The organism is Rhodococcus sp. EPR-134 (assembly GCF_001647205.1).
In the GTDB taxonomy this organism is placed as follows: Bacteria; Actinomycetota; Actinomycetes; order Mycobacteriales; family Mycobacteriaceae; genus Rhodococcus_F; species Rhodococcus_F qingshengii.
In genome coordinates this window covers 1-26,514 of the sequence record NZ_LVCT01000517.1, presented here as the reverse complement: position 1 = coordinate 26,514, position 26,514 = coordinate 1, and the positions used below count along the sequence as shown (strand labels likewise).

Here is a 26,514-nt window from a genome sequence, read left to right as displayed (position 1 = left end):
GGCGACCACGATGAATCCGTGGCTGGCGTAGTGGCGCAACAAGGAGGTGTACGCACCGGGGAGCACACCGGTCCCGTTCCCCCAGATCACAACAGGGTGCTTCTCGCCGCGCGCGCCGAGCTGGCGCGGGTAGTACAGAGTGTGCACCAGCCCGATCGAGACGTTCGGCGTGTACGGCCCTGCACTCGCCCAATCGTGCCCGACGCTCGGGATGCCGGGCGCATCGGCAGCCGCTGTTCCGGTTGCGCCCGTGAGTCCTAGCGTCGCGCACAACGCAACCGCCGCTGCAGCATTCACGAAATGTTTCAGAGACTTTCGCATGAAAGTCAACCTTTCGAAGTTGATCCGGAGTGACGTGTATTACATATTCACGGGAAGGCAACCCGTCGGCTTTGTTTCAGGAAACGGACTATCCCAGAAGTGTTGTGTCTGTGGACAAAATCATCGTTCTCGGTGGATGCCCGGGCGACGCGAATACCCAGAGCGCAAGGTCGAGATCGCCTCGGCCTACGGCTTCCGCGCGGATTGCTCGGCACACAGCCGTAGGAAATGTTCGACGATCTGCGTGTTCTGGCCGTCCCTTGCCACGGCTGCGATCTTCCGTGGTGGCAGTTCGAATATCTCGCCCACAGTGCACCCGCGTTCGGATGCTCGCTCGGCACTGGAGAGTTCGAGGATGACAGCACCGATCCCTTCGTACGCGAAATCCGCGAAGGCATCGCGGTGCTGTGACCTCATCACGAATGCGTGGTCGATTCGCGGTTCGATCGACCGCAGATGGCGATAGACATCGGAAGTTTCGAACCGTGGTGCGACAACCAAGCCGATGCGCATGAGATCTTCGCCGATGAATACCCCGTCCACCGGTGGCGGGGTACCGGGCGGGCAGACGAGCCGCAACTTGTGGTCCGGAAGGCGCACCGTGCGCGTCCCGGGAACACCGGTGGGCAGCGACTCCATTATTGCCACGTCAGCGGTGCCTGCCATGACCGGGTGAATCGCATCGGCCACGGACGACCCAGGCGGATCCGAGATGGTGATCCTCAGGTTCGGCACCTCCGTGCGCAGCGCTCCGAGCAGTACCGCTGCGGGATCGTCCGCAAGGCTCGCTGTCGTGGCAACACTGAGGTGGGGGACTGCTGACAGTAAGAACTCGCGCTCGACCACTAATCGGTCGAGCGCGGCCAGCGCTTCGCGTGCTGGATCGATGAGATTCCGTCCGCGCGCAGTCAGCGTCGCGCCGGTCCGGCCTCGATTGAAAAGCCGTCCTCCGACCCGTCTTTCGAGCCGCGCAATTGATTGAGAGACGCTCGATGTTCCCGTGAACTGATTTGCCGCTGCCGCCGTGATACTGCCGTGTTCGACGACGGCAAGGAAGTCTTGTAGCTGCCGCGGATCGATTCGCGGGGTGGCGGACTCTCCGAACTTGCTCATCCGGCGTTCCCCATTCCACCTTCGTCACGTAATCGGCTGGTCGTCTCGATAAACGCTTGTGCCGCAGGCGATGGCGTCGAACCGTGGAACATCCAGATATCACGAGTGAGCGGGGGCCGAGTACGACACAGCACCACACCTTCTCCGACTGTATCGGCGACAGATTCGGGAAGGAAAGCGACGCCGACTCCCGCGCGTACAAGTGGGATCATCGAAGCCACAGAGATAGTCTCCGCAACCACCGCCTCGTCCACAGTGCCTTCGCCCAGGCGTTCCGCCAACAGTCGCCGAGTGACATCGTCACGCGGGCTGGTGATCAATCCGATTCGCAACAGATCCGTCAACGCCGCTGCCCCCTCGCCTTCACTTCGTGCGGCCGGCACCAGTGCAACGATTTGTTGCCGGCCGAGAAGGATACGTTCAACGCCCTCGTCGAACACCTCGTCCACCCCGAGCCCAATATCAGCCTCACCCGATGGCACCACCGTTCCGATTCCGTCGGTGTCGTTGCTGAGCATCGTCACCGCAACGTTCGGAAACTTTCTTTTGAACGCACCCAGGGCCGTGGCCGCTGGATCACGCGCCAATGTTCGCGGACACACGACCGTCAGCCGACCCCGCTGCACGACGTTCAATGGATGCAAAGCGTGATCCAAATCCCGGTATGCCCGAAGTACTTGGGCCGCCGGACCTGTGAGATCGCGTCCAGCGTCGGTCAGGGTGACTCCCCGCGAGCCACGGCGGACGAGCGTCAGGCCGCACTCTTTCTCCATCCTGGCCAGAGCCTCCGAGATCGTCGGCTGGCTGACCCCCAGTCCGCGAGCCGCAGCGGAAATGCTGCCCCGATCAGCAAGGGCGAGAAAGTATTCCAGATGACGCCGGTCCATTCGGGGTTCCCTTCTCCTGGCAGTCCTCGCGCGCGCCCGATTTTGCGCCCGTCAGACATAGGGAAACCCTATGGCATACCTCTCGAATGTGGCGTAGACGGGAAGAAGAATCCCGTGATCTGCTTCACATATGAACGCAGTGAGCAACAACCCGGGGAGCTTCGACCAGAGGCACCCGTCTGCTTTTGTCGAGCACCTATCGCCGCCTGCGAGCACTACGGAGGAGGCGCCGAAATGACCGAAACCATCACCGCAAGTTCGCCATCCGGTGCTACGTCACCCCGTTCCGTGAGGCGGGCGCGCTCTGAGCCGAAGCCCGCTCGACAGCGTCGATCCGGTACGCGACTCATCATCGGGGTACGACTGGCCCAGGTCGCGCTGCTTCTGGTCCTACTCGGAGCGTGGCAGCTCGTCGCATCGCAAGGTTGGATCGAGCCAGTTCTGGCCAAAACGCCAGGCGAGGCCTGGGCCTACTTCACCGCAGCGGTGCAGTCGGGCGAGATTTCGTCGAACTTGCGTGCCACGATGACTGCCGTCGTGATCGCGTGGATCCTCGCTAGCGCAGTCGGGGTAGCGGTCGGACTCTCTCTCGGACTGCTTCCGACCCTCGAACGCATCATGAATCCGTTCCTGGATGCGGCGAATGCCATGCCACGTCTTGCGCTGGCGCCTCTGCTTATCGTCATCTTCGGGATCACGATGACGGCGAAGGTCGCTCTCGCGTTCACACTTGTCTTCTTCATCGTCTGCTCGAGTGCACGAGCCGGTGTGAAGTCGGTGGACGACGAATGGCTCCGACTATCCACTGTCCTGAATGCCAGTAAGACACAGGTGTTCTGGCACATCCTCCTCCCCGTCGCAACACCTGGCATTTTTGCCGGTCTTCGGTTGGGGCTGATCTATTCGCTACTTGGCGTTGTCGGTTCGGAACTGATCTCGTCACGAGACGGGCTGGGCCAGCTTGTGTCGATCTACTCGGCCCAGTTCCGGATGGAAGCGGTCTACGCGATCCTCATACTTCTCGCAATCGTCGCAGTCGTCCTCAACCAGGCCATGAACTTCGCCGAGCGCTACCTCCTTCGGTGGCAGCCGCCGGCTCGACGATGACAGGAATCATCATGGATACCAAAGTGATTACACCCGCAGTCCAACTCGACGGACTGACGATATCCTTCCCCTCGCCCGACGGGTCGGCGAAAACTGTGGTCGACAATCTCGACCTCACCATCCCTCGCGGACAGTTCGTCAGCCTGGTCGGCAGGAGCGGTTGCGGAAAGACCACTCTGCTCAACGCGCTCGCTGGATTGGTGGACGCGACGGAAGGCAAAACCGAAGTCCTCGGCACAACACCATTCGACGCTCGTTCCCGGATGGGCTTCATGATGGCCCGAGATGCGCTGTTCCCGTGGCGAACAGCGCAGAAGAACGTCGAGTACGGTCTCGAATTAAGGGGAGTACCCAAGGCGGAGAGACGAACTCAATCAGCGCGCTGGCTTGCGGCCGTTCAAATGTCCGAGGCGTCACAGCTGTGGACTTGGCAACTCTCCCAAGGGATGCGCCAGCGTGTCGCGTTGGCCCGAACGTGGGCACTGGATCCGGACATCTTGTTGATGGACGAACCCTTTGCCGCCCTCGATGCGCAAACCCGAGTCGAAGTACAGCGAGAATTCCTCGAGCTTTGGCAATCCCAGGTAGGCCGGACGGTCATCTTCGTAACCCACGACCTCGGCGAAGCCATCTGTCTCTCCGACCGCGTTCTGCTGCTCGGGGCCGGCCGAGTGATCGACGACGTCAGCATTGACATCGAACGCCCCCGCGAACTCGAAACCCTCACCGCCGAACCTCGATACATCGAAATCTTCAATCGGCTGCGTGGTCAGCTCGACCACTGATGTGCCCAGCCAACTCAGCTTGATTACTGATGTGCCCTGCCAACTCAGCTTGATTTCTGATGCGCCCAGCCATCAAGGAACAGGAATCCCATGAAACTTCGACCTTTTGTCGGCACAGTCATTGCAGCAGCCCTACTGCTTTCCGCGTGTGGAGGGGGAGGGCGTCCGAACGACGGTAGCGTCGCCATCGGGGTCTACCCTGCGAGTGCTTTGTCCCTGCCTGTCTACGTCGCTGTCCAACAAGGAATGTTCGACAAGGAAGGCCTCCACGTCGAGCTCATCGACGGAAAGAACGGGCCCGAACTCATCAGCGGTCTCATCGGCGGCACAACCGATCTCGCGGTCGGTGCACCCGGAACCGTCGTGCCGGCCATAGAGCAAGGGCAGAGTCTGCGGCCACTGTCCCCGTACGGGTCGATCGATCTTGCCATCGCCGTGACGAAAGACAGCGGCATCACCACCATCGAGGATTTGCCCGGCAAGCGGATCGCCATACCGTCACGTGGCGGCGCGGCCGAGCAATTCGTCAATCAGCTTCTCGCAGAACGAAACATCGACGCCTCCACGGTGCAATTCATCGCAGCGGCACCCACCGCGAGTCAGATACCACTCGCACGAAAGGGCGACATCGATGCCGCCGTTCTCACCGCTGCCAGCCAGGCCGTATTCGATGCTCAAGGAATACCGATGACGGCGATTACAGAAGTAGACCCGGTGGGCTCTGACGGCGTGAGTTCATACGGCCTGGGCACGGTGCTCGTCACGACAGCCACATTCGCTGAATCCGATGCTGCTGCCCCCGTGTGTGCGGCGCTCGAGGCCGCAGCAGGGTGGATAGCCGATCCTGCGAACGAGCAAGCAGGAGCTCAACTTCTCACCGAGCGAATGAATGTTCCTGCTGACAAAGCCAACCAGGTGTGGGCTTCGCAGAAGAGTCTCTGGCCTGTGCAGATTTCGGCCGACCGATGGACCCAGAACGTCAGATGGGTGAACAACCAGACCTCGGGCAAGTCCGACGCAGACGTTCCTTTCGACCCCCTCTGCTGACCAACGCCCCATACACAATCCAGTTCGTCTACCACGAAAGAGAAGAAACGATGACACAACTCGCTGACCAGTCAACACAATCCGAGTCCCAGCACGATCGCCGGCAGCTCACCGAGGCTTGGTCTGCAGTCACCGACAGCCTTGCGACATTCGGTTCGACCGCTGCCGCTACCGGATCGCCGCTGGACAGCGCCGAAGGTGTACGGCACGCACTTCGTCTGTTCGGATACCTCGCCGAGATGAACATCGAGCGCCAAGACGTACTCCGGCCTGAACTCTTCACTCTGATGTCACCGTTGCGAAAGTTCTGGGGAGACGGCATCGACGTCGACTACTGGACTGCGATGATCGACCCCAAAGAAACGTACCGAATTCACGGTAACCGTGGCACAGTGCCGTACGTCGCCGTCCTCGCCAATCGCGTCGGCGCGTCTGGGATCGACCGGGTCGCCGACAACATCGTCATCGACGACAAGGTGTGTGACGCGGACGGCAACTTCGAGATCTTCGTCGCACAAGAGCTGGAGGGGCGCAGCGGCATTCGGCTGGATGAGCGCTGCTTCGACGTAGTAGTGCGTGTGTATCACAAGACGCGTAAGGCGGAGATCGATCCTGTTCTCCACATCGAGCGCCTCGGTCCGCCGCCTGGTGCACGCCCCGATCTCGACACGGCGTGGCTGGTCCAGCGCCTGACGAAACTTGCGCGTGGCATGGACGTGAGCCTTCGACGCAGTCTTCAGCTCATCGAAACACTCAGTCAGTCTCCTAACGAGATTCGCGTGACCTCGGAGCAGCGAGGGTGGGGAGACTTCTACGGCACCAGCTCCAACCAATACGTTGCCGGCTGGTGGTCACTGAAAGATGCTACTGCCGTGGATATTACATTCACTCTCCCGGACTGCACCTACTTCGGAGTGATGCTGTACAACCACTGGTTCGAGTCCTTCGAGTACCGCGACCACACCGTCAATCTCAACGACGCGCACTTCGAGCGCAATGACGATGGAACCGTGACGATCCGAATCGGGGGAGTAGAAGGTGACAGAAATCGATTGAACCCCTGCAACCACACCGAAGGCATCTTGTTGGCGCGCTGCCTGGAGCCCGCTGAGGATGTCACTTCGCCTCATGTGGAGATCATTCGATGACCGACGAAGTAGACCTGCCGTTGGCAGGTGTCCGAGTAGTGGAGATCGGTCAACTGATCGCAATACCCAGCGCCGGGCAGCAGTTGTCCGATCTCGGCGCCGAGGTCATCAAGCTCGAGCCTCCAGGTGGTGAACCGGCCCGACAAATCGACGCCGACTACGCGCGCGGCATCTTCTACGGGTACAACCGTGGAAAGCGTTCAATCTGCCTCGACCTCAAAGACTCCGCCGATCTGCAGCGAGCTCGGGATCTGATCGCATCGAGTGACATCTTGCTGCACAATCTTCGCCCGGGAACCCTCGATCGATTGGGATTCTCCTCTGCCGAACTCCAACGCCTGCGACCGGAAATCATCGCCGTCTCGGTGAGCGGGTACGGGGCGGAAGGCCCGTCCGCCACCCGCGCGGGGCTCGACATCGCTGCGCAAGCAGAGAGCGGACTGATGTCGGTGACGGGTGAGGCGGATAGCCCGCCACAACGTGTGGGCGCACCGGTCATAGATCATGCAACGAGCTACGTTGTCGCTCAAGCGGTACTGGCAGCGCTACTGCGGCGCGAACGCACCGGCAAAGGATCGTCCGTCCGAGTTTCCCTGCTGGACGTCGCAATCCACTTGCAGACCGCCAACTGGATCGAGTGGCAGGTATCCGGAAAGCCCATGAGTCGCAAAGGGAACGGACAACCAAGCGTCGCACCGGCAGCAGACGTCTTTCGCGCCGCCGACGGCGAGCTGGTGATCAGCGGATACCAACCGCGCGCATGGATCGAACTGTGCAAGGCGATCGACCTACCCGAGTTGGCCGACGACCCGAGGTTCACCACCAACGCGCTGCGCGTGGAAAACCGTGTTGACCTCGTCGCCACGATCGAGAAGCAGCTGTGCCACCGTAGCGCCGCGGAAGCGGTTGAGCATCTCACTGCGGCCGGAGTGGTTGCCGCACTTGTGCGTGACTACGACCAGGTGATCCGCGCCGACGACGTGGTTGCGAACCGTACCTTCATCCCCGGCACCAACGAACGTGGCGAACAATACTTGACGCCTGCCATGCCCTATCGCGCCGAACCTCCGATGGCACGAACTGAACTTTCACAGGTTCCGGCCTTGAACGAGTGGACAACATCGACGCGCTGAATGCGCCGTTCGGGTCGAAATTGACTTTGCACCAACGTAACTGACAAACAGATAGCCATGCACCATCGAGGAGATGTCCAGTGCTGACCACCGCATTTACCGAGACGTTCGGAGTTCGCCACCCAATCGTGCAGGGCGGCATGCAATGGGTGGGGAGAGCAGAACTCGTAGCGGCAGTTGCAAACGCCGGCGCGCTCGGCATGCTCACTGCCCTGACACAGCCGACACCTGACGATCTTGCCCGAGAAGTATCCCGAACGCGCGAGCTCACCGATCAACCTTTCGGGGTCAACCTCACAATCCTCCCGACGATCACACCTCCGCCCTACGATGAGTATCGCAACGTGATCATCGACTGCGGAGTGAAAGTCGTCGAGACAGCTGGATCGTCTCCCGCGCCCCATCTGCCGCACTTTCACGGCGCAGGCATCAAGGTTCTCCACAAGTGCACCAGCGTCCGCCACGCGGTCAAAGCCCAGGCCCTCGGTGTCGACGGCATCAGCATCGACGGGTTCGAATGTGCCGGGCATCCAGGGGAAGACGACGTACCGGGTCTCGTCCTCATCGCTGCAGCAGCAGAGCGGATCAGCATTCCCATGATCGCGTCCGGTGGATTTGCCGACGCGCGAGGATTGGTGGCCGCCCTGGCGCTTGGCGCCGACGGCATCAACATGGGCACTCGGTTCATGTGTACCGAGGAGTCCCCGATTCACCACAACATCAAGCAGGCGATAGTCGCTGCCTCGGAGGTCGACACGGAGCTGATTTTCAGGTCACTGCGCAATACCGCTCGCGTAGCACGCAACAGCATCAGCCAAGAAGTTGTCGAAATCCTCTCCAGTGGTGGCAAATTCGAAGACGTTCGACATCTTGTGGCCGGTGCGCGGGGCCGAGCGGTGTTCGACAGCGGCGACCAGGAGGCTGGCATCTGGACGGCTGGCACTGTGCAAGGATTGATTCACGACATCCCCACAGTGGGTGAATTGGTGGAACGAATTGTCACAGAGGCCGAAGCACTGATTGCCGGACGGCTTACCGGCCTCCTGGACCCAGTCAGCGCCTGACTACGTCCGAACCCACTGGGCGCTACCGTCGGCCAGTTCTTCGCGAATGCCCCTGCCGTTGCGCTCGTCGACCCGCGTGCCGCCGATACCTCGTCCTCGATGCGTCGTGCGGTGACGGGGAGCTCTTCCAGATCGCCTCGCGGCTTGCCATCGCCGCTCGATCGTTTCGGGTGCGTCCGGACGATCATTGACGTCAGGACGAGGAAAGGAGGTGTACTCCGAATTGCTTGGGGTCATCAGAGTGACGACCGCAAGGATTTCGATCGGCACCGAACACGATCTACTCGACGTTGTGGCCATGGGGCTACCAAAACATCACCGTCGGCCCGCAGCAGCTCCCCCCATTACGTCCACCGACATTTCTTGGCTTCGACTGCATACAGCAAGGACGAGAGCCCGGCGCGCCCGTCCCGACTGTGCGATCGTCGAAGTCGTCTGACAACCCTTTCAAGGCACCTACTCCCTATGGCGCCCCGATCCCCGCAACAATCTTGCGCTTGACCGAACACTGAAGTCTCACGCGCCCGATAGCGTTCGCGATAGAATCCGATATTTCGCTCGCATCGTCCGGGGCACACCGAAGGGGAATCAAGAGCATGCATGCGGTACCGACCCGGAGGGCGAAATTCGTTGCAGCGGGATTGATCATCGCTGTGGCTACTGCTGGTGCTATCGGTGTATCGAAGATCTTCGCTGCACGCCCATCCTCTGCGAATATCGAAGAGACCATCACGAAAGCGGAACGTGGACGGCACAATCCAGCGTGTGAACCCATCCCGTCGAGGCCCGATGCAGCTACGTTGCGTCGCTCTTCTGACGCGTCGGTTCGTTTGACGAACGTGGTACAGACTGCTGCGCAGCTCTTGCGAGTCAACGGAGCGGCTTGGGGGCCCCAAGTCGCTGTCGGTACTGAGCTATCCATTGATGAAGCTTTCGAGAACGCCGGTTCGATTCCCGGAGATGCGATAGTCGCAGAAGCGGAGTGGCTTCGTCAGGCGCAACGAGATGGACTCTACGACGACGCAGATCGTTCGCTCGATTCGCTTGTCCGGCACATCGAGTCGACAACCATCACGGACGTCGACCTCGCCAGCCATCTGGGGCCGAATTGGCCCGCAGTAATCGATGTCGTCGGGACTGTCGCCGTGATCGGGTTCGAGGAGTACGTGAGCAAGGTGCGCGCGTCACCCCCGATGAGAGCAGCTGACGCGCTCGACCTTCGATCCGCGTTGCGGGAGAACACGGTAGCCCTCGGCCTGGAGGCGGAGTGGGACGGCGCTCAGGAGTTGGTCGCTCTCTACTTTCAAGGATGCACTTCGGCCGCGCTGAGCCGGCGAGAAGCGAACCTTTCGGTCGAGGATTACATCCATGATTGGGACCTGGCGGAGGCTCTGGCACGCGACGCCGTAGCTGCTGCTTTCGCAGCAGATCTCACGAGCAACGAGAACCGTGGACGAGTCGAGATCTTGGCACGAGGTCTTCAGATCATCCAGGCGCCAGACGAATTGGGTCCAAACGACCGGTTGACCCGATCCGTGGATCCGAACGAAAACTTGCATCCGGACGAGGTCGCGCTTCTCGAACTGGAAGATCCATTGATCGAGGGCGAGTGACACGACCAGAGCCTCCGGCGAGGGTGGCGCGGCAAGCAGTAGGGTGGTTGCCGACGTGGCACCGCGCTCTCAGAACCGAAGTGACGCAACATCATCGTGCTCTCCTCTTCGGTGCCCCCTTGCTCACGCAGACAACGCAGCACCTCCTTTCGATACGCACGTAATCGAACCCCGAAAATCATGTCCTCTAGCTGACGGTCCATCCAGTCGAAGAAACAGTTCGCGTCGTGCGGCGGCAGCGGATTTACCGTGGGTATGCCCAGTCTCGAAGCCCCAGCAGAAGCCGAGGGTCTCGACTAACTTTGCCGGACCGACTGCAATGGTCAGCTTCGGCGGAGTGAATCTCGGAAGAAGAAACCTTCGTCCCCGATATGCCAACTCCCTTTGCAGCCGGATCGACCCGCGGCACGCCTCGCGATAATTGTTCACCTCAGTGCCGCTGTTCCGACCAAGGAAAGTTCGAGGCGCTTCTCCACGGCGAAGTCGATGCATGTCGCGCCGTCGACACCATGCACCTGAGTGCAGGGAAGGGTGCGCACTGGATTCGGCGTCCGTCACCAGAGTGCCAGTGATGGCTACAGCCCCAGTACTCAACCCAGGCGTCATCACGCAGCTGTTCCCGAAATTAGGCAATCGGCGGTTAGGTAATTCGACCTTTTGGGAATCGAATCCACCGTAACCGATTCTCGCCCTCCACTGGAGATGCAACGGCGCGCCGCCGAGAGCCATGAGGATTTCTGAAAAACTGCAGATCAAGTCAGTATTGACGCCCACGGACTAACCTCGCCCTCTGGTTCCGCTGGCCAAAAGACAAACGATTGTGGCGTGCGCCACAAATCTCCTATAGGGTAACCACTGTTAGCCTGCGACGGGGTGCGAGACATTTCCCAGCGCCGGATCCACGCTCTATCCCACTCCTGAACAGACCGAGCGAGAGCTGAGCGCTCTTGACGACGTCGTGGTGGATTGAGGATCAAGAAAGAAAGATGGTATTGCCGTGCAGTCATCACTTGTCTCTCTGCCGTCCATGGAGAGAGTCCGCATTGGCGCTCCGGTCGCGGAGGCCGCGGCCCAGGAAGCAGAGTTGCTCGGGGCGAACCGAGTCTTCGTCGTATGTAGCGGGACGCTCAACTCGCAGACCGACGAGATCGCTCGGGTGATCGAGGCATTGGGTGATCGATTCGTGGGACTGTTCGATGCGGTTCGACCTCATGTACCGCGCGAAGACGTCATTGCTGCCACCCGAGTTGCTGCCGACGCCGATCCGGACATGCTGTTGTGCGTGGGCGGCGGATCGGCGACGGACCTGGCGAAGATCCTTGCAATCACTCTGGAGCACGGAGTTCGCGAGGCATCGCAAATGGACGCCTACCACCTGCAGGTCAATCCCGACACATCGGTGACCGCCCCCACCTTCTCCGCCCCGAAGATCCCGGTAGTGGTGGCGCCCACGACCCTGGCGGGAGGTGAGTTCAACGCGTTGGCCGGGTCGACGGATGAGAAGAGCAACGTCAAAGAGGGTTACTTGCATCCGGCGATGACCCCGAAGGCTGTCATCCTCGATCCTGCACTCACGCTGCACACTCCGGAGTGGCTGTGGCTGTCGACCGGGGTTCGCGCACTGGACCACGCCTTCGAGACCCTGGGCTCGCTCGAATCGAACGGATACTACGACGGGATGGCGATGAATGCCATACGACTGCTCTCCGAAGGACTCGTCCGAGTGAAGGAGAACACCGACGACGTGGATGCGCGTCTGATGTGCCAGGTCGGTGCGTGGTCGTCAATGGTCGCGATCGTCGCAGGCCTCGACATGGGCGTCAGCCATGCCGTCGGGCATGCACTCGGCGGTTCGTTCAACGTCCCACACGGGTACACCTCCTGCGTCATGGCGCCCTTCGCGCTCGAGTACAACCGCGAAGTCAACGAGCATCGCCAGGCGCTGATCAGTGCGTCCTTGGGTGCGCCGCAAACGCCCGCACACGAGTTGGCGGACTCGCTCATTCGGCGGCTCGGCATGCCGAGATCGCTGGGAGAAGTCGGGCTGACCGAAAACGACCTCCCCAGTCTGGCTACGTACACGTTCAAGGACATCTGGTGCGGGACCAACCCGAACCCCATCGCGAATCCGGATGCTTTGGTTCCTTTGTTGCGGCGGGCACTCTGATCGAGCTCGAAAACAAGTGATCCCCCTCCACGTCGGGTGGAGGGGGATCACTTGTTTTCGGGCTGAACGGGCGTAACCGTCAGCTGGGCGTACCGCCGTTACCACTCTGCGTTCCGGGACGGTGACGGAGAATTCCGACGACGATGTAATCCACGTAGGTTGCCACCAGCGCCTCGATATCGTGGTCGTCTCGAAGCCACCAGCTCACGCCGTTCATGAGGTCGAGCACCGCAACAGCCGCACGCTGTGGGTCGGCGATCTCGAACTCTCCGGCGCGGACCCCGGCAGCAATCACATCGCGCACACGCCTCTGGTAGTACTTGCGGTACTCGAGCACCCTCATACGGTGTTCGTCGGTAAGCGCCGAGATCTCTCGTAGGCTTACCAGATGCTCGACCCTGTTCATCGCCAAATACCGCAGATGAACATCGATCAGCGAGGTGAGTCGCTCGACCGGAGTTCCAGTCTCGTCGAGGACAAGTAGATGCTCCTCGACCGGGTCCCGGGTCATCTTGAGCGCGATCGCGTAGAGGATCTCCTCTTTCGAGGTGAAGTGGTTGTAGAGGCTCGCGCCCTTGATTCCCACCGAATCTGCGATGCCACGCATGCCTGCCGAGTGGTAGCCCTGATCAGCGAAGTATTCGGCCGCCGCGGCCAGTATGTCGTCACGTCTGCTTGGAAGCCCTTCAAGCCGTGGTCGACCGGATCCGGGTGTCGCGCTGCTGGCAGGATCGATGTTCAGCGTTTCAGTCCTTTGCATACAGGCGGCGTAGTTCTCTCTTGAGCAGCTTCCCCTGAGGGTCCGTGGGCAGCTCATCCACAATCTTGATCGCCTTTGGAACCTTATAGCCTGCGAGCACGGTCTTGCAGTGGTCTCGCAACTCCTGGCCGGTGAGGTCGCTGCCGTCTACGACGATGACGAAGCCTGTGACCGCCTCGGACCAGTATTCGTCCGGAAGTCCCACGACGGCGGCGCGCGACACCTCGGGGTGGGCTTGTAGTACGCGCTCGACCTCCTGCGAGGACACGTTGTAGCCGCCCGTCTTGATCATGTCCTTGCTGCGATCGAGGAAGAACATGTTGCCCTCCGAATCGCGACGTACGATGTCGCCGGTGTGGACCCAACCACCGTCGAGGACAGCGGCGGTCTTCTCGGGATCCTTGTAGTAACCCAGCATCACCGACGGCGTGCGACAGAGGAGTTCACCTCGCTCTGCTTCATTTCCGTCGGCATCGACCACCTTGACCTCGAGATGGCCTACAGGCTTGCCGATCCAGGTCGGATCCTGATCGGGAATGTCCTCGAGTCGCTTGAACCAGCCGACGGAGCCCAACTGCGTCAACTCGGACTGACCCCAGTAGGTGCCCCACACCGATGCGGGCGCCGCGTGGTGCCATGCGTCCACCGTTCGCGGCGAGACCTGACCTCCATAGGTCAGGCAGCGCTGGATGGTCCCGACAGTCTCAGGACCGAAGTCAGGATGATCTGCGAGCGAGATGAAGAACGTCGGGGTTTGAGCCAGGACGGTGATCTGCTCCGCTTTGATCATGTGCAAAGCGTCGGCAGGCGCGAGGCTGGCCGGGAGCACGAGCGTCGCTCCCAATAGCAGGAGCGAGGTCAGGGAGCCGATTCCGGCAATGGTGTGGAATGGCATGACGTAGAGCCAGACGTCATCGTCCAGGCATCGCAGTCCCCACGTGTACGCAGGTGCGGTGGAGACCAGGTAGTTGCGATGCGGCAGCATGACGCCCTTCGGAGCCGCCTCGGTTCCACTGGTGTACACGATCATTGCGAGATCGTGCTCGTCGACATCGCAATCCGGCTCTGTCGGCGACGAGGACTCGAGGAGTTGATCGAAGCAGTGACCGCCGAACTCGTCCGTGCTGTCGAGAACAATGATTTCGGGGCGGGTACCGAGTCCCGCCAGCGCTTCTTCCAGTACCGGCAGGAATTCCGCGGCCACGACCACAACCGCGGGCTCGAGGTGCCCGATCTGTTGAGCCACTTCGTTCGGTCCGAAAAGGACATTGATGCCGGAGTACACCGCCCCTATTTTGAGAGCACCGTAGTAGGCGACGATCGACTCCACGCGATTGCGGGCCATCACGGCGACCCGGTCACCGCGGGAAACACCGAGTCCGAGGAACATATGGGATGCCCGGTTGGCATCCTGATTGAGCGCACCGTAGGTGGTCACGGTGCGTCGACCACCTGGGGCATACGACACGATCGCCGGCTTCGAGTATCGACTCTGCGAGTGGCGGCGTAGCTGGTCGCCCAACGTCGCTCGCCCTAGCGGTGACGACTGGGTCGCTGTGAGGGATCGGACAAGCGGACCTGAACTCCGTCGCACATCAGTGGCATCCGATTCGACACTTGTCGACAGATCCATGGTTCCTCAACTTCCTGAATGCTTACCGCGGTTAGTATGATGTGGCTCATACTGTCATCGGCATCCACGCGGGTCAAGCAGAGTTTCCAAGCAACAATGGGAATATCGAAATCACACTTGGTTGTGTCGCTAACGGCTGTTAGCCTGCATGGCATGACTATCGTCACTGACCTGGACCGTGACCACCTGCGTTCGGCGGTGTTACGGGGCAACGTTCCGACCATGCTCGCCGTGTTGCTGGAGCTGACCGCCGATGAGCGGTGGGTGGCACCCCGCTATCAACCCACGCGCAGTCGGGGCATGGATGACAACTCCACGGGAGGACTTCCGGAGGAAGTTCAGTCCGAAATCCGGAGCGCGTTGATCGACGCAGTGGAACGCTGGTGGACGCTGGACGAGCCGTCCCGGCGGACGCTGGACAGCTCGGAAGTCGAGCGAATCCTCAACTTCACCTGCAGCGAGACCGTGCCGCCGGACTTCGCGCCGATGATGGCGGAGATAGTCAATGGTCCGCAGATCAAGCCTGCCACCGCCGAGTGCGACGAGCGACTCCACGCCATCGTGATCGGAGCCGGCATCGCGGGGATGCTGGCCTCCGTCGAGCTCACCCGCGCTGGAATCCCTCACGTGATCCTGGAGAAGAACGACGACGTCGGCGGATCATGGTGGGAGAACCGCTATCCGGGCGCCGGAGTTGATACACCGAGCCACCTTTACTCGATCTCGTCGTTCCCTCGTAACTGGTCGACCCACTTCGGCAAGCGCGACGAGGTTCAGGGATATCTCGAGGACTTTGCGGAGGCCAACGACATCCGGCGCAATGTCCGCTTCCGCCATGAGGTGACGCGCGCCGAGTTCGAGGAGTCGAAACAGAGTTGGCGTGTGTCCGTCCAGCGACCAGGTGAGGCGCCGGAGACCCTCGAGGCTCCCATCCTGATCAGCGCGGTCGGTCTGCTCAATCGTCCCAAGATCCCGCATCTACCGGGAATCGAGACCTTCCGTGGTCGCCTCTTCCACTCCGCCGAGTGGCCGAACGAGCTCGACGATCCCGAGTCGCTCCGCGGAAAGCGAGTGGGCATCGTCGGTACCGGAGCCAGTGCTATGCAGATCGGCCCGGCCATCGCGGATCGTGTCGGATCGCTGACGATCTTCCAGCGCTCACCACAGTGGATCGCACCGAACGACGACTACTTCACGACCATCGACGACGGCGTCCACTGGCTGATGGACAACATCCCCGGCTATCGCGAGTGGTACCGGGCGCGTCTGTCGTGGATCTTCAACGACAAGGTGTACTCGTCCCTCCAGGTCGACCCCGACTGGCCAGAGCCGAGGGCCTCGATCAATGCGACCAACCATGGTCATCGCAAGTTCTACGAACGCTATCTCCGCGATCAGCTGGGTGATCGAACAGATCTGATCGAGGCATCTCTTCCGGACTATCCGCCCTTTGGTAAGCGAATGCTGCTGGACAATGGCTGGTTCAAGATGCTTCGTAAGCCCGACGTCACACTGGTGCCCCACGGAGTCGACGCCCTGACACCTTCTGGACTCGTCGACATGAACGGCGTCGAGCACCAGCTGGACGTCATTGTCATGGCGACGGGTTTCCACAGTGTGCGCGTTCTTTACCCGATGGACATCGTCGGTCGATCCGGCCGGTCCACCGGAGAAATCTGGGGCGAGCACGACGCGCGCGCCTACCTGGGAATCACAGTTCCTGACTTCCCCAATTTCTTCGTCATGACCGGACCGAACACCGGCCTGGGACATGGGGGGAGCTTCATCACGATCCTGGAATGTCAGGTCCGCTACATCATGGATGCCTTGAAGTTGATGCAATCGGAAAACCTCGGCGCGATGGAGTGCCGGGCCGAGGTCAACGATCGATACAACGAGGCCGTCGACCGACAGCACGCACAGATGGTCTGGACCCATCCGGCAATGGAGAACTGGTACCGAAACCCGGACGGTCGCGTCGTGTCGGTCCTTCCATGGCGGATCAACGACTACTGGGCCATGACCTACCGAGTCGACCCGGCAGATTTTCGTACCGAGCCGGCACGCTCCGAGTCGGTCCCGACTCCGACCGCGCGAGGGTGATCATGCAGGACGAAGCCACCGGCGGAGTGCACGGCGGGCCGCTGTCGGGTATCCGGGTCATTGAAATGGAGGCCATAGGGCCGCTGCTGCACGCCGGTCTGATGTTGGCAGATCTTGGCGCCGATGTCGTGCGCATCGTGCGCCCCATCTCGATGGGAGCAGATGACGGCATCGACGATGCGAATGCGGGGATGCTCCGAGGGCGGACCGAACTCACTGCAGATCTGACCAAGACCGAAGATCTCGCCAAGGTGCGCAGGCTGATCGGCCGAGCGGACGTCCTGATGGAGGGCTCTCGGCCCGGCACGATGGAGAAGCTCGGCCTGGGCTCCGAGATCTGCCTGCAGGACAATCCGGGGCTGATCTACGGCCGAATGAGTGGCTGGGGCCAGAAGGGACCGATGGCCCGAGAAGCCGGGCACGACCTGAACTACCTTGCGCTTTCGGGCGCGCTCGAACAGCTCGGACCGGCTTCCGGGCCGCCGTCACCGCCGCTGAACTACGTCGGGAACTTCGGCGGCGGATCGATGTTCCTGCTCGTAGGAGTACTTGCCGCGCTGCACGAAAGAGAACGCACTGGCCGAGGCCAGGTGGTGGATACAGCGATGGTCGACGGCGCCAGTTCGTTGACTGCGCTCGTCCGATCGTGGCAGCATGCCGGCCGCTGGTCAGCCCGTCGTGGAACCAACCTCCTCGACGGATCTGCCCCGTTCTACCGCGCGTACGAGTGCGCAGACCACAGGTACATGGCGGTAGGGGCCCTCGAAGACGTGTACTACGACCGCTTCGTGTTCGGACTCGGATTGGATCCCGCCTCGTTGCCGAATCGCTGGGACCAATCGAACTGGGACGACTTGTCCGAACGCTTCGGCAGAACCTTCGCCACACACGATCGCGACGCCTGGGTCGACGTCTTCGACGGCCTGAACGCTTGTGTCACACCCGTGCTCACACTCCACGAGGCAACACTCCACGACCATGCAATACAGCGAACGGCCTTCGTCGATGCAGGAGGCTTTTCGATGCCCTCCGCCGCACCACGGCTGGACTCGTCACAGGGAGCAGCCCCACCACGGAGAAACGACGAACTGGACGCAACCGTGTCGCGATGGGAGATTGCCTCAGAGCACCTCGGGGGCAATTCCACTCGACATCGGTCCACTCGCATGGCGGTTGGTCCACAGACGTGGTGAGCGAGAGAACCGATGGCGCCAGGCGGGCTACGATTTCGGTATGCGCAGGCTGGCTGGATCGTTCGATCGTGACCTCCCCGGGTTGCCGCGTGGCCGCGGCCGACTGGCTGTGGACGAGGTTCAAGACGCGCAACGCGATCGCATTCTGCGTGCGGTGATCTCGTCGACGGCGGAGAAGGGGATCGCCTCGACCACGATCGCCGATGTCGTCGGGCGTGCCAGGGTGTCTCGTCAAGCTTTCTACAAGCAGTTCGAGAGCAAAGAAGCGTGCTTGATCGCGGCGATCGACGCCGGCATCGAGGTGATCGTCTCCAACATCACCTCGACACAAAGCTCGACCGCCAATTTATCTCTACACGAACAGCTTTCGGCTGTCATCGAGAAGTATCTCGAGACGTGTTCGTCCGAACCGGAGTTCGTGCGAGCCTGGGTGGTGGACCTACCTGTGGCCGGCCCGGCCGGGGTGGCGAAGCGCAACGAGTACGTGGAACTGCTCGCCGATGCATTGCTCGTCGGCTACTCGTCCAAGTCTTCAGAAGCCCCGGGGCGTGAAGTGTTTCTCGCGGCGATCGGCGGTTGCAACGAGTTGTTCTACCGCCAGGTGGTTGACGGGTCGAATTCGTACATGAATCTTCATGCGCCGATCATGTCCTTCCTTGAACGGGTACTGGATCTCTCGTCCGACCCTTCGTAGTCCGGTGTTGACAAGCCAAGGGTAGATCGCCATGCTCATTCATAAGTACTGCTGCGTACTTATGAATGAGGAGTGGTCATGCGAATTACGAGTGGACTGACACAGAGTCCGATCGCACCGCCCGGCCGGGTAGCGATCCGTCCGCGGCGAGTCGATTTCGACTGGGAGAAAGCGCCTTTGGTGTGGTTGCCGAACGAGCCGATCGCCTCATACCTCCTCAGCTCGATGAACCTCGTCATCCCGGAGGGCGAACGGATGATGATCCAGGCCTTCGAGCAGGCCCTCCCGGACGTGCACGACGAGAAGCTTCGCGAGGACATGCTCGGTTTCATGGGTCAAGAACTGCTGCACGCAGAGGCGCATGACGAGGTCATGAATCAGGTGTTCACACGGCACGGGATCGACCCGGCCCCGTTCAACCGCCAGATGCAGTATTTCTTCCGTAGAACTTTGGGCGTCGGTGACGACCCCGATCCGCGGGCCGTCCGGCAGCGTCTGATCGAGCGTCTCGGGATTTGCGCGTCTTCGGAGCATATGTTCGCGTTCGTGGGCGACTGGGCGTTGAACGCGGACTTGGAGAAATTCGGCGCGGATCCGCAGATGCTTGACCTCTATCGGTGGCATGGGGCCGAAGAGGTCGAGCATCGTGCCGTGGCACACGAGGTCGCCACGTACTTCGGAGTCGGCTACTTTCGCCGCTGTATCTCCATGATCATCACGTGGCCAATCTTTTTGGGGTGGTTGCTCCGTGCTGCGATGTATCTGAGTCGCAACGACCCCAACACGCCGAACATCGGTTATCCACGATTGCTACTGGAATTCGTCCGCGCCGGACGCCGCGGACTGGTGCCTGGTGTATCGAAATGGTTCTGGAGCGGTGTGTCGACGTTCGTGCCGGGATTTCACCCCGACAGTGTGGGGTCCACCGCCCAGGCCCTCGCCTACGTCGCGCAATCGCCAGCGGCCAAGCGGGTCAACACATGACACCCAACGCGCCCGAACTCACACAGCGGTGGCCGGCCCCCCGCGAGATCCCGGTCGACCTACGTCGCGGCAAGCGCCGCGACTCGATTCTGCGCATTCTGGATGTCCTGGTCTCCACGCAGGTCAAGTTGGCGGTCTTGATTCATCGCGACGAGCCACCGGAAAACCGGATCGACAAGTACAAGACAACGCTCACGGTGTCGGAGCGCACGACGGTGGCCACCGACAACGACGTGGTCAGTCTCGAACTGCGAGCACCTGACGGCAGCGACCTCGAACGGTGGTATCCCGGGGCACACCTCGACCTGTACCTGCCCTCGGGACGGATACGTCAGTACTCGCTGTGCGGCGATCCCGCCGATCGACGCTGCTACCGGATCGCGGTACGCCGGATTCCTGATGGTGGCGGCGGATCGAACGAGGTGCACGACGAGTTGCCAGTCGGTACCGTCGTCGGCGTTCGCGGTCCACGCAACGCATTCGGGTTCGTCGAACCCGGGCGAATCGAGCGCGCGAAGCGCGTTCACTTCGTGGCGGGTGGCATCGGCATCACACCGATACTGCCGATGGTCCGCGAGGCGGAGCGCATGGGCCTGGATTGGTCGCTGATGTACGTCGGTCGCGAGCGCCGCACACTACCGTTCCTCGAGGAATTGTCGCCGTTTGGTGATCGGGTCACCATCCGCACCGACGACGAATACGGCCTACCCGCAGCGAATGATCTTCTCCCGCCGAATGTCCGCAGCGGCGACGCGATCTACTGTTGCGGTCCGGTCCCGATGCTGGACCTGATCACAGCTAGTGTGCGCAACGAGCCCGGTGTGGAAGTGCACGCCGAACGCTTCTCCGCCGCACCGGTCGTCGATGGACGACCCTTCCGCATCCAACTGGCTCGCACCGGTCAGGTCATCGATGTCGCCGCCGACCAGACCGCACTGGACGCGGTGCTGCGTGTGAACCCGAAAGCCCCCTATTCATGTCGTCAGGGCTTCTGCGGCACCTGCATGGTCCGCGTCAGCGACGGCGACGTCGATCATCGTGACAATTCGTTGAGCCCAGCCGAGCGCGCCGCCGGCAAGATGCTCCTGTGCGTTTCGCGGAGCAACAGTCCCTGCCTGACGGTCACCACATGAATCCACCGATGAGAAAACACAATTCCCGACGACCGGAGTACCTGTTGAACGACGATCAACTGACATCGCGGGTGGTGGACCTGCTGATCGCACTGGAAGAAATGGACGCCGATGCCGTGCGCGCACTCGTCGATCCCGACATCGAATGGCGCAATACCGGCCTGCCCAGCGTGCGTGGAAGCAAACGCGTCGAACTGGCGCTCACGATCGTCTCTCGCCTGATCACCAGGTACGAGGTCGTGGAAGTGCTCACGATGACCACCGACCACAACACCGTGTCCTCCCGGCGACGAGAGATCATCCGCATCGGATGGTTTGCCATGCACCTCGACGTAGACGGCCACTACACATTCGCAAACGGCCTGCTTCGCATTTGGGACGACCGCTTCTCCTACCGCCGACTGCTCCGCGGATTGCGATTCGGCCCAACCACCTGAAGTAGCGACGTTTTGTGTCGCATTTTGCCGGGGAGTCCTCACCAGATGCTGAAATCTCCCCCTGCAGCTTCTCGACTGCATCCTCGGTTCAGGAGTTCGGCCGCTGGTGCGGAGAACTCTCGCCGAGTCTACGTTCGCGCATGTGACCAGCTCGTTGTTCCTTTGGACTGCAACGGGATTGGATACCGCTGATGGATGCTCGACAATTGTTCGCTCTCGGTGCACACGACACCGGGATGTTGTCGCTGGCCTTGCAGCTGACCCCGCTGTGTCTCGGCGCCGAGGATGCGGAGCAGTACGTCTTTGTTCGCGCCGCCAATGCCACCGCGGTCCTCAGCCTTGCTCTGCTGTCCGCCGCGTTTGTCTTCTAGCCGCCGGCTGGATGACTTTCCGGGCGCAACATGTTCACGAATAATGGAGTTTCGGTGAATCCATCCATAAACCACTACCGCCGGCGATCGGTGGAATCGATCCTCCTCGGGGGAGCCCTTGCAGCACTGCTGCTCTCGGGATGCACGATCAGTTCAGCAGATCCCACTACCGAGGGCAGGCAGTCGTCGAAGATGCCCACCGACTCCGAGCAGATCACCACCGTGATCCGATCTCACCTCGATACCCTCAGTACGACTCGACCGAGGTGCAACGAGAATTGTCGACGGGTCGGGGCATCCAGGGGTCGGTATCGAGCCGGCGGTCGACGGGTGCTCAACTGACGAGTAGTTCCGCAACTTTCTTCGAGAGGGCCCCACTAATGCGTATTGGAGTATCCGGCCCGCACGGGACCGGCAAGAGCACGCTGGTCGACGAGTTGTGTGGCCGCCTCGCGGGACACATTCGGGTCGATGAACCGTATTTCGTGCTCGAAGAGGAGGGGCGCGAGTTCGAGTTTCCACCCTCGGCTGATGATTACCGTGCGCAGCTTCGTCGTTCACTGCGATTGCTGACTACACCTTCTTCTGGTGTTGTATTCGATCGCACGCCGCTCGACTTCCTGGCGTACTTGTCGGCGTGTGGTGTCGATCCGGAGGCAGAAGTCGAGGCAGCGATTGTGAGGTCCGCGCTGTGTACTCTCGACGTGCTGGTTGTGGTGCCGATTACCGTCGAAACAGTGCAGAAGTTGCCTGCGGTGGGGATGCCGGAGCTGCAGCGCGCGGTGAACGACGCGTTGCTGGATTTGGTGTACGCCGATCCGATGCAGGTGTGTGACTCCCTGGTAGTTGTCGAGCTTGACGGCCCACTCCGTGGGCGGGTCGACACGGTTCTCTCGGCTTTGCAGTGACACCGGAATCGTCGAGCTGGGTGCGTTCGAAAGATGCTGGCACTGAGTGTTACTCGTGATGATCGACCTGATGAAACTTCGGTTTATGGCTGGCCGGTCTCTAAAATCGCAAGGGATGTACGTCTTCTCGGGTGAGCTGGTGCTGCCGCCCCTTCAGTTTGCCGCCCCGCAGAGCGCTGCTCACTAACGCGCGTTCCCGGGCTCACTCTCTGGCGGAGGGTATCGAAAACAGGTATCTCGTGGCTCAGAGTGAATTCCGAGAGCCGGTTGTCCTGGCAATTTTCGCGAAACCGAGGAAACGGAGTCCAGCGTGACAGTCGCCGCGTACCCATCCTTTCTGTTGCGATTCTCGCTACGGTCGCACTTTTCGTGGCCGGATGATCGTCGGGCTCCGAGACTGATTCGACAAACACCGTAACCGCTCGGCAGCCGCCCAACATCGACGTAATCGCTGGTGCTCGCCCCGAATCCCACCATGACCGATTCTTGTCCCACCTTCAGGCGATGGCGGCTGTAGATTCCGATCTATTTGTCAGATCAACCTGCGACTTTCGAAAAACTACGCGACAGTTGGCGCTGAAATTCCGGGCAAAGATGGCCTTTTCGACAGCTGAGAACAATCCACCAGCAGTCGGTCAACACTGCCCCTCTCCCTGGACTCGACGGGATCAAACCGTTAGCAACGGAGCTACGAACGAGGCACGGGGCGTCAGGATTCACCAGTGTGTCGACGACCGGGAGTGACTGCCGACGGAAACTGTTGACTAGGTTCGAACCTTTCCAGCACCAGGCACCGACCCGACAGGTGACCTATCGCCATGGTTCTGCGGCAACAGGTGTGGCCGCGACTTCCCACGAGCATTCCGAGCGCTCCAAGGGGCACCAACCACCCCTTACATACTTTGCCAGCGGAGATCGTCCATGTCGTTTCCAATATCAGCCATCGTTGATGCCAACAAACACCTACTGGCGCTTTGCAACAACGGCAACATGATATGGTCGGCAACCAACAAAACCGCACACAACGAGATCGCATCAAACGGCGAACAGCTAACGACTGCAACAATATTCAGTCCACGGCAATCCGGGCTCACACCGCTCCGACGCCAACCACACGGGGACGCGGCATCACCGCTTTTCAATCCTGAAACGGCCACCCGAAAACCACCCCCTCACTTAGGGTGTCGGTTTGTCCAACAAGAACACGGACAAACCGCGGCAGGTCGAACTCATCGGTTTCGCCGCCGGGATGATGACGTACTCGATCGACCGGCCGTGTAGTGGGGAGTCTTCACCTTCCCGATCGGAATCGGGCTTGCAGTCAGTACCTATGGATGACGCTGGGAGGAAAGCGATTCCGGGCCGTCGGTATCGCAGAGACTGCAGAAATTTTCGCCGTCAACCGCATCCGGGACCTCAACGAGGGCCAAGACACCGCCGAACTGACCGTCCGTATCAGCGGCCCGGGCTTGGACACGTTCGACGCTGACTGCGAGGCACCCAAAGGTAACGTGCTACCCCAGGTCGGTGACCGGCGCACGGTGATGGTGAATCCATCCGACCTCACCTTTGCCATCGTCTATGACCATCTTTCCAACAGGACTAGCACCAATCGTCCTTGCTCGATGATCCGTGGTGCTCCACTAAGCCCTCCTCCAAGAACAAGGAGTCCTACTTCACTCCAGGCAGGTCACCTCAAACTCGAAACACTTTGCAATGAAACGAGTTTGAAATGCTCTTCCTACACGGGTAGCGAGTTGGCTCGACTGAGTGCCCTGCTCGTGATCTACCGATACCTGGGTGGAAGCGAGCGACGGACAGTACGCCACAGCCGCGCACGCCGGCAAAGCTACCGTGATTCGGGTATGGCTGTGGCACAACTGTATTCACAACCGAATGTGACGCCATCGACAAGACATTTTCCAGTCGGTTGTTCAGACTTTTTCAGCGAGAACGTCGAGGTAGCTGATTTCGGGCGGCGCAGCGAAGAGTTCGTCGGCGCGTTCGCCGAGGGCCTTGCCGACCGGACCATTGAGATGTGTCTCGCGGGCAGCTTGGTCCGGGAATGCGTCGATGATGCCGAACGACGAGGGCCCGAACCGCACCGCGAACCAGGGTTTCGTGCCGGGCTCCTGCTCGACGAGCGGCAGTGCCGATCGGAGGAATTCCTCGACCGCTTCTTCCTTGCCGGGCTTCGCTTCAAGTCGGACCAGCAGCGCCTTGGTGGCCATATCGGATCTCCTCTTCGAGGTGGTGAACACTGTCAAGCATCACACCATCCATCGGTTAATGGAAGGTACCCAAACCCACCGTTCGAGGAAACCGATCCCAACCCCCTAGCGATCGTGGAGCCGAAGGAGGAGACTCCATGGTGAGGGAATGCGATGCCTGGATGCAGCCGCAGTTGCGTCGATGGCAGGAAAAATGTTGGTGCGCCGACATTTTGGTGCGGTCTTCACTTCTGCGCGCCGTGGACCTTCCCCGAACAGCACGATTCGTTCGGTCGGTCGCTCACGCGTGGACGCCTGCGGCCGACGAGATCAACCGGAAAGCCGCAGCTACAAGACAAGGGAGTGCCGCGATGAAAGCGCTTGTATACGACGGGCCTCGAGAGGTCCACGTCAAGGACGTGCCCGATGCGCGGATCGAGAATCCGACAGATGTGCTGGTGAAGATCACGAGCACCAACATCTGCGGGTCGGATCTACACATGTACGAAGGCCGCACCGATCTGGAGCCCGGAATGGTCCTCGGTCACGAAAACTTGGGCATCGTCGCCGAAGTCGGCAATGCAGTGGTCAAAGTATCGCCAGGGGATCGAGTGTGCTTGCCGTTCAACATCGGCTGCGGCTTCTGCCGAAACTGCGAGGAAGGGTTGACTGCATTCTGCCTGACGGTGCACCCCGATCCGAAGATGGCCGGCGCTGCATTCGGTTTCGCGGGGATGGGCCCGTTCTGGGGCGGACAGGCGGAATATCTGCGAGTGCCGTTCGGCGACTTCAACTGTCTGCGACTGCCCGAGGATGCCCAGGACAAGGAAACCGACTACGTGATGCTGTCGGACATCTTTCCCACCGGATGGCATTGCACCCGCCTGGCCGACATGCAACCCGGCGATTCGATGGTGGTCTACGGCGCTGGCCCAGTCGGTTTGATGGCCGCGTATTCGGCGATGATCCAGGGAGCGAGCAAGGTGATGATCGTCGACCGCCACCCCGACCGGCTACGCCTGGCCGAAGAGATCGGCGTCGTCCCCATCGACGACTCGAAGGGCGACCCCGTCGAGCAGGTCCTCGAGCAAACCAACGGGAAAGGCGCAGACAAGGGGTGCGAGTGCGTCGGCTATCAGGCACACGACCCGCAAGGCCACGAGGACGCCGCCATGACGATGAACCGGCTCGTGGATTCGGTGCGCTTCACCGGCCACATCGGGGTGGTCGGCATCTTCCTTCCCCAGGACCAGAACGGCCCCGACGAACTCGAGCGCAACGGCAAGATCGCCTTCGACATGGGCAAATTCTGGTTCAAGGGCCAGAAGATCGGCACCGGACAAGCGAACGTCAAACACTACAACCGGCAACTGCGCGACCTCATCCACGAAGACCGGGCAAAGCCCTCCTGGATCATCTCCCACGAACTCCCGCTCGCCGAAGCCGAATCCGGCTACCAGCACTTCGACGCTCGCGACGACGGCTGGACCAAAGTCGTCCTGCATCCCTGACACGGCCAGAACCGAGAGGAGCACAACGATGCCAATGCCACTGCAGGGCAAGCAGATAGCGATATCGACTGCCGACGGGGCCGGAGGAGTAGAAGTCGTAGACGAACAGGTCGCGATCGACGGGAACCTGATCTCGAGCCGCTCGCCCGACGACCTTCCTGCGTTCCGTCAGGCCATCGTCGAGCAGTTCGC

Annotated in this window: 22 protein-coding genes and 2 pseudogenes; 18 read left to right on the top strand and 6 right to left on the bottom strand. The window is 61.0% G+C overall.

The annotated features are described in order from the left end of the window. The 3 genes and pseudogenes from A2J01_RS23755 to A2J01_RS23745 form a co-directional block, all read right to left on the bottom strand. A pseudogene (locus A2J01_RS23755) lies at nucleotides 1–321 on the bottom strand (acetylxylan esterase); the annotation flags it as partial. Between the two features lie 186 nt (nucleotides 322–507). Then, nucleotides 508–1,434 (bottom strand): LysR family transcriptional regulator, encoded by a 927-nt coding sequence (locus tag A2J01_RS23750; RefSeq protein WP_050654935.1) that lies wholly within the window; start codon nucleotides 1,432–1,434, stop codon nucleotides 508–510. After that, nucleotides 1,431–2,321, bottom strand: coding sequence for a LysR family transcriptional regulator (locus tag A2J01_RS23745; protein WP_064113719.1), 891 nt, complete (start codon nucleotides 2,319–2,321; stop codon nucleotides 1,431–1,433). The genes A2J01_RS23750 and A2J01_RS23745 overlap by 4 nt, the downstream gene beginning before the upstream one ends. Nucleotides 2,322–2,555: 234 nt before the next feature. Between A2J01_RS23745 and A2J01_RS23740 the strand changes: the two genes are divergently transcribed. From A2J01_RS23740 to A2J01_RS23700, 8 genes are all read left to right on the top strand, one after another. Beyond that, a complete protein-coding gene (locus A2J01_RS23740; protein WP_050654934.1) occupies nucleotides 2,556–3,428 on the top strand; it encodes an ABC transporter permease in 873 nt (290 codons plus the stop codon). 11 nt (nucleotides 3,429–3,439) lie between these two features. Then, on the top strand, nucleotides 3,440–4,213 hold the full coding sequence (locus A2J01_RS23735) for an ABC transporter ATP-binding protein (protein WP_231915889.1): 774 nt from the start codon (nucleotides 3,440–3,442) through the stop codon (nucleotides 4,211–4,213). A 90-nt stretch (nucleotides 4,214–4,303) separates the two neighbouring features. Further along, entirely contained in the window at nucleotides 4,304–5,260 is a 957-nt protein-coding gene (locus tag A2J01_RS23730; protein WP_003943065.1) for an ABC transporter substrate-binding protein, read from the top strand. A 50-nt stretch (nucleotides 5,261–5,310) separates the two neighbouring features. After that, on the top strand, nucleotides 5,311–6,408 hold the full coding sequence (locus tag A2J01_RS23725; protein ID WP_064113718.1) for a hypothetical protein: 1,098 nt from the start codon (nucleotides 5,311–5,313) through the stop codon (nucleotides 6,406–6,408). Beyond that, nucleotides 6,405–7,541, top strand: a complete 1,137-nt coding sequence (locus A2J01_RS23720; RefSeq protein WP_050654931.1) for a CaiB/BaiF CoA transferase family protein — start codon at nucleotides 6,405–6,407, stop codon at nucleotides 7,539–7,541. The genes A2J01_RS23725 and A2J01_RS23720 overlap by 4 nt, the downstream gene beginning before the upstream one ends. 80 nt (nucleotides 7,542–7,621) lie before the next feature. Next, nucleotides 7,622–8,605 carry an NAD(P)H-dependent flavin oxidoreductase gene (locus tag A2J01_RS23715; protein ID WP_050654930.1) on the top strand — a complete coding sequence of 328 codons (984 nt, stop codon included), beginning with the start codon at nucleotides 7,622–7,624 and terminating at the stop codon, nucleotides 8,603–8,605. Nucleotides 8,606–9,201: 596 nt separating this feature from the next. Beyond that, on the top strand, nucleotides 9,202–10,218 hold the full coding sequence (locus tag A2J01_RS23705) for a hypothetical protein (RefSeq protein WP_050654928.1): 1,017 nt from the start codon (nucleotides 9,202–9,204) through the stop codon (nucleotides 10,216–10,218). Between the two features lie 997 nt (nucleotides 10,219–11,215). Beyond that, on the top strand, nucleotides 11,216–12,385 hold the full coding sequence (locus tag A2J01_RS23700; protein WP_042922071.1) for an iron-containing alcohol dehydrogenase: 1,170 nt from the start codon (nucleotides 11,216–11,218) through the stop codon (nucleotides 12,383–12,385). A gap of 79 nt (nucleotides 12,386–12,464) precedes the next feature. Here A2J01_RS23700 and A2J01_RS23695 read toward each other — a convergent pair whose 3' ends face one another. Together A2J01_RS23695 and A2J01_RS23690 are read right to left on the bottom strand one after the other, a co-directional pair. Further along, nucleotides 12,465–13,145 carry a TetR/AcrR family transcriptional regulator gene (locus tag A2J01_RS23695; protein WP_007735574.1) on the bottom strand — a complete coding sequence of 227 codons (681 nt, stop codon included), beginning with the start codon at nucleotides 13,143–13,145 and terminating at the stop codon, nucleotides 12,465–12,467. Continuing rightward, entirely contained in the window at nucleotides 13,132–14,778 is a 1,647-nt protein-coding gene (locus A2J01_RS23690) for a class I adenylate-forming enzyme family protein (protein WP_231915888.1), read from the bottom strand. Before A2J01_RS23690 ends, A2J01_RS23695 begins: the two co-directional genes overlap by 14 nt. Before the next feature lie 153 nt (nucleotides 14,779–14,931). On the opposite strand from A2J01_RS23690, the gene A2J01_RS23685 reads away from it, so the two are divergent. From A2J01_RS23685 to A2J01_RS23645, 8 genes are all read left to right on the top strand, one after another. Continuing rightward, on the top strand, nucleotides 14,932–16,881 hold the full coding sequence (locus tag A2J01_RS23685) for a flavin-containing monooxygenase (RefSeq protein ID WP_064113717.1): 1,950 nt from the start codon (nucleotides 14,932–14,934) through the stop codon (nucleotides 16,879–16,881). Between the two features lie 2 nt (nucleotides 16,882–16,883). Beyond that, nucleotides 16,884–18,074 (top strand): CaiB/BaiF CoA transferase family protein, encoded by a 1,191-nt coding sequence (locus tag A2J01_RS23680; protein ID WP_064113716.1) that lies wholly within the window; start codon nucleotides 16,884–16,886, stop codon nucleotides 18,072–18,074. A gap of 40 nt (nucleotides 18,075–18,114) precedes the next feature. Next, nucleotides 18,115–18,768: a TetR/AcrR family transcriptional regulator gene (locus A2J01_RS23675; RefSeq protein WP_050654926.1), complete on the top strand. Its 654-nt coding sequence runs from the start codon at nucleotides 18,115–18,117 to the stop codon at nucleotides 18,766–18,768. A gap of 78 nt (nucleotides 18,769–18,846) precedes the next feature. Further along, nucleotides 18,847–19,752, top strand: a complete 906-nt coding sequence (locus A2J01_RS23670) for a metal-dependent hydrolase (RefSeq protein ID WP_064113715.1) — start codon at nucleotides 18,847–18,849, stop codon at nucleotides 19,750–19,752. Beyond that, nucleotides 19,749–20,885: a PDR/VanB family oxidoreductase gene (locus A2J01_RS23665; protein WP_064113714.1), complete on the top strand. Its 1,137-nt coding sequence runs from the start codon at nucleotides 19,749–19,751 to the stop codon at nucleotides 20,883–20,885. Before A2J01_RS23670 ends, A2J01_RS23665 begins: the two co-directional genes overlap by 4 nt. A 44-nt stretch (nucleotides 20,886–20,929) precedes the next feature. Continuing rightward, complete coding sequence (locus A2J01_RS23660; protein WP_230544128.1) at nucleotides 20,930–21,322, top strand: limonene-1,2-epoxide hydrolase family protein; 393 nt, start codon at nucleotides 20,930–20,932, stop codon at nucleotides 21,320–21,322. 191 nt (nucleotides 21,323–21,513) lie between these two features. Continuing rightward, on the top strand, nucleotides 21,514–21,693 hold the full coding sequence (locus tag A2J01_RS23655) for a hypothetical protein (protein WP_054188352.1): 180 nt from the start codon (nucleotides 21,514–21,516) through the stop codon (nucleotides 21,691–21,693). A gap of 380 nt (nucleotides 21,694–22,073) precedes the next feature. Next, on the top strand, nucleotides 22,074–22,601 hold the full coding sequence (locus A2J01_RS23645; RefSeq protein ID WP_007735561.1) for an AAA family ATPase: 528 nt from the start codon (nucleotides 22,074–22,076) through the stop codon (nucleotides 22,599–22,601). Between the two features lie 1,934 nt (nucleotides 22,602–24,535). Here A2J01_RS23645 and A2J01_RS23640 read toward each other — a convergent pair. Next, nucleotides 24,536–24,832 (bottom strand): putative quinol monooxygenase, encoded by a 297-nt coding sequence (locus A2J01_RS23640; protein WP_020971354.1) that lies wholly within the window; start codon nucleotides 24,830–24,832, stop codon nucleotides 24,536–24,538. A gap of 350 nt (nucleotides 24,833–25,182) precedes the next feature. Between A2J01_RS23640 and A2J01_RS23635 the strand changes: the two genes are divergently transcribed. Beyond that, on the top strand, nucleotides 25,183–26,322 hold the full coding sequence (locus A2J01_RS23635; RefSeq protein ID WP_024487877.1) for a glutathione-independent formaldehyde dehydrogenase: 1,140 nt from the start codon (nucleotides 25,183–25,185) through the stop codon (nucleotides 26,320–26,322). Between the two features lie 85 nt (nucleotides 26,323–26,407). Further along, nucleotides 26,408–26,514, top strand: a pseudogene (locus A2J01_RS35335) (DJ-1/PfpI family protein); the annotation flags it as partial.

Coding starts and splice junctions, on each gene's coding strand:
- A2J01_RS23690 (WP_231915888.1), bottom strand. CDS start 14,778: ATGGATCTGTCGACAAGTGTCGAATCGGATGCCACTGATGTGCGACGG.
- A2J01_RS23695 (WP_007735574.1), bottom strand. CDS start 13,145: ATGCAAAGGACTGAAACGCTGAACATCGATCCTGCCAGCAGCGCGACA.
- A2J01_RS23640 (WP_020971354.1), bottom strand. CDS start 24,832: ATGGCCACCAAGGCGCTGCTGGTCCGACTTGAAGCGAAGCCCGGCAAG.
- A2J01_RS23655 (WP_054188352.1), top strand. CDS start 21,514: ATGGATGCTCGACAATTGTTCGCTCTCGGTGCACACGACACCGGGATG.
- A2J01_RS23730 (WP_003943065.1), top strand. CDS start 4,304: ATGAAACTTCGACCTTTTGTCGGCACAGTCATTGCAGCAGCCCTACTG.
- A2J01_RS23750 (WP_050654935.1), bottom strand. CDS start 1,434: ATGAGCAAGTTCGGAGAGTCCGCCACCCCGCGAATCGATCCGCGGCAG.
- A2J01_RS23720 (WP_050654931.1), top strand. CDS start 6,405: ATGACCGACGAAGTAGACCTGCCGTTGGCAGGTGTCCGAGTAGTGGAG.
- A2J01_RS23645 (WP_007735561.1), top strand. CDS start 22,074: ATGCGTATTGGAGTATCCGGCCCGCACGGGACCGGCAAGAGCACGCTG.
- A2J01_RS23665 (WP_064113714.1), top strand. CDS start 19,749: ATGACACCCAACGCGCCCGAACTCACACAGCGGTGGCCGGCCCCCCGC.
- A2J01_RS23635 (WP_024487877.1), top strand. CDS start 25,183: ATGAAAGCGCTTGTATACGACGGGCCTCGAGAGGTCCACGTCAAGGAC.
- A2J01_RS23670 (WP_064113715.1), top strand. CDS start 18,847: ATGCGAATTACGAGTGGACTGACACAGAGTCCGATCGCACCGCCCGGC.
- A2J01_RS23675 (WP_050654926.1), top strand. CDS start 18,115: ATGCGCAGGCTGGCTGGATCGTTCGATCGTGACCTCCCCGGGTTGCCG.
- A2J01_RS23705 (WP_050654928.1), top strand. CDS start 9,202: ATGCATGCGGTACCGACCCGGAGGGCGAAATTCGTTGCAGCGGGATTG.
- A2J01_RS23725 (WP_064113718.1), top strand. CDS start 5,311: ATGACACAACTCGCTGACCAGTCAACACAATCCGAGTCCCAGCACGAT.
- A2J01_RS23680 (WP_064113716.1), top strand. CDS start 16,884: ATGCAGGACGAAGCCACCGGCGGAGTGCACGGCGGGCCGCTGTCGGGT.
- A2J01_RS23685 (WP_064113717.1), top strand. CDS start 14,932: ATGACTATCGTCACTGACCTGGACCGTGACCACCTGCGTTCGGCGGTG.
- A2J01_RS23745 (WP_064113719.1), bottom strand. CDS start 2,321: ATGGACCGGCGTCATCTGGAATACTTTCTCGCCCTTGCTGATCGGGGC.
- A2J01_RS23740 (WP_050654934.1), top strand. CDS start 2,556: ATGACCGAAACCATCACCGCAAGTTCGCCATCCGGTGCTACGTCACCC.
- A2J01_RS23735 (WP_231915889.1), top strand. CDS start 3,440: ATGGATACCAAAGTGATTACACCCGCAGTCCAACTCGACGGACTGACG.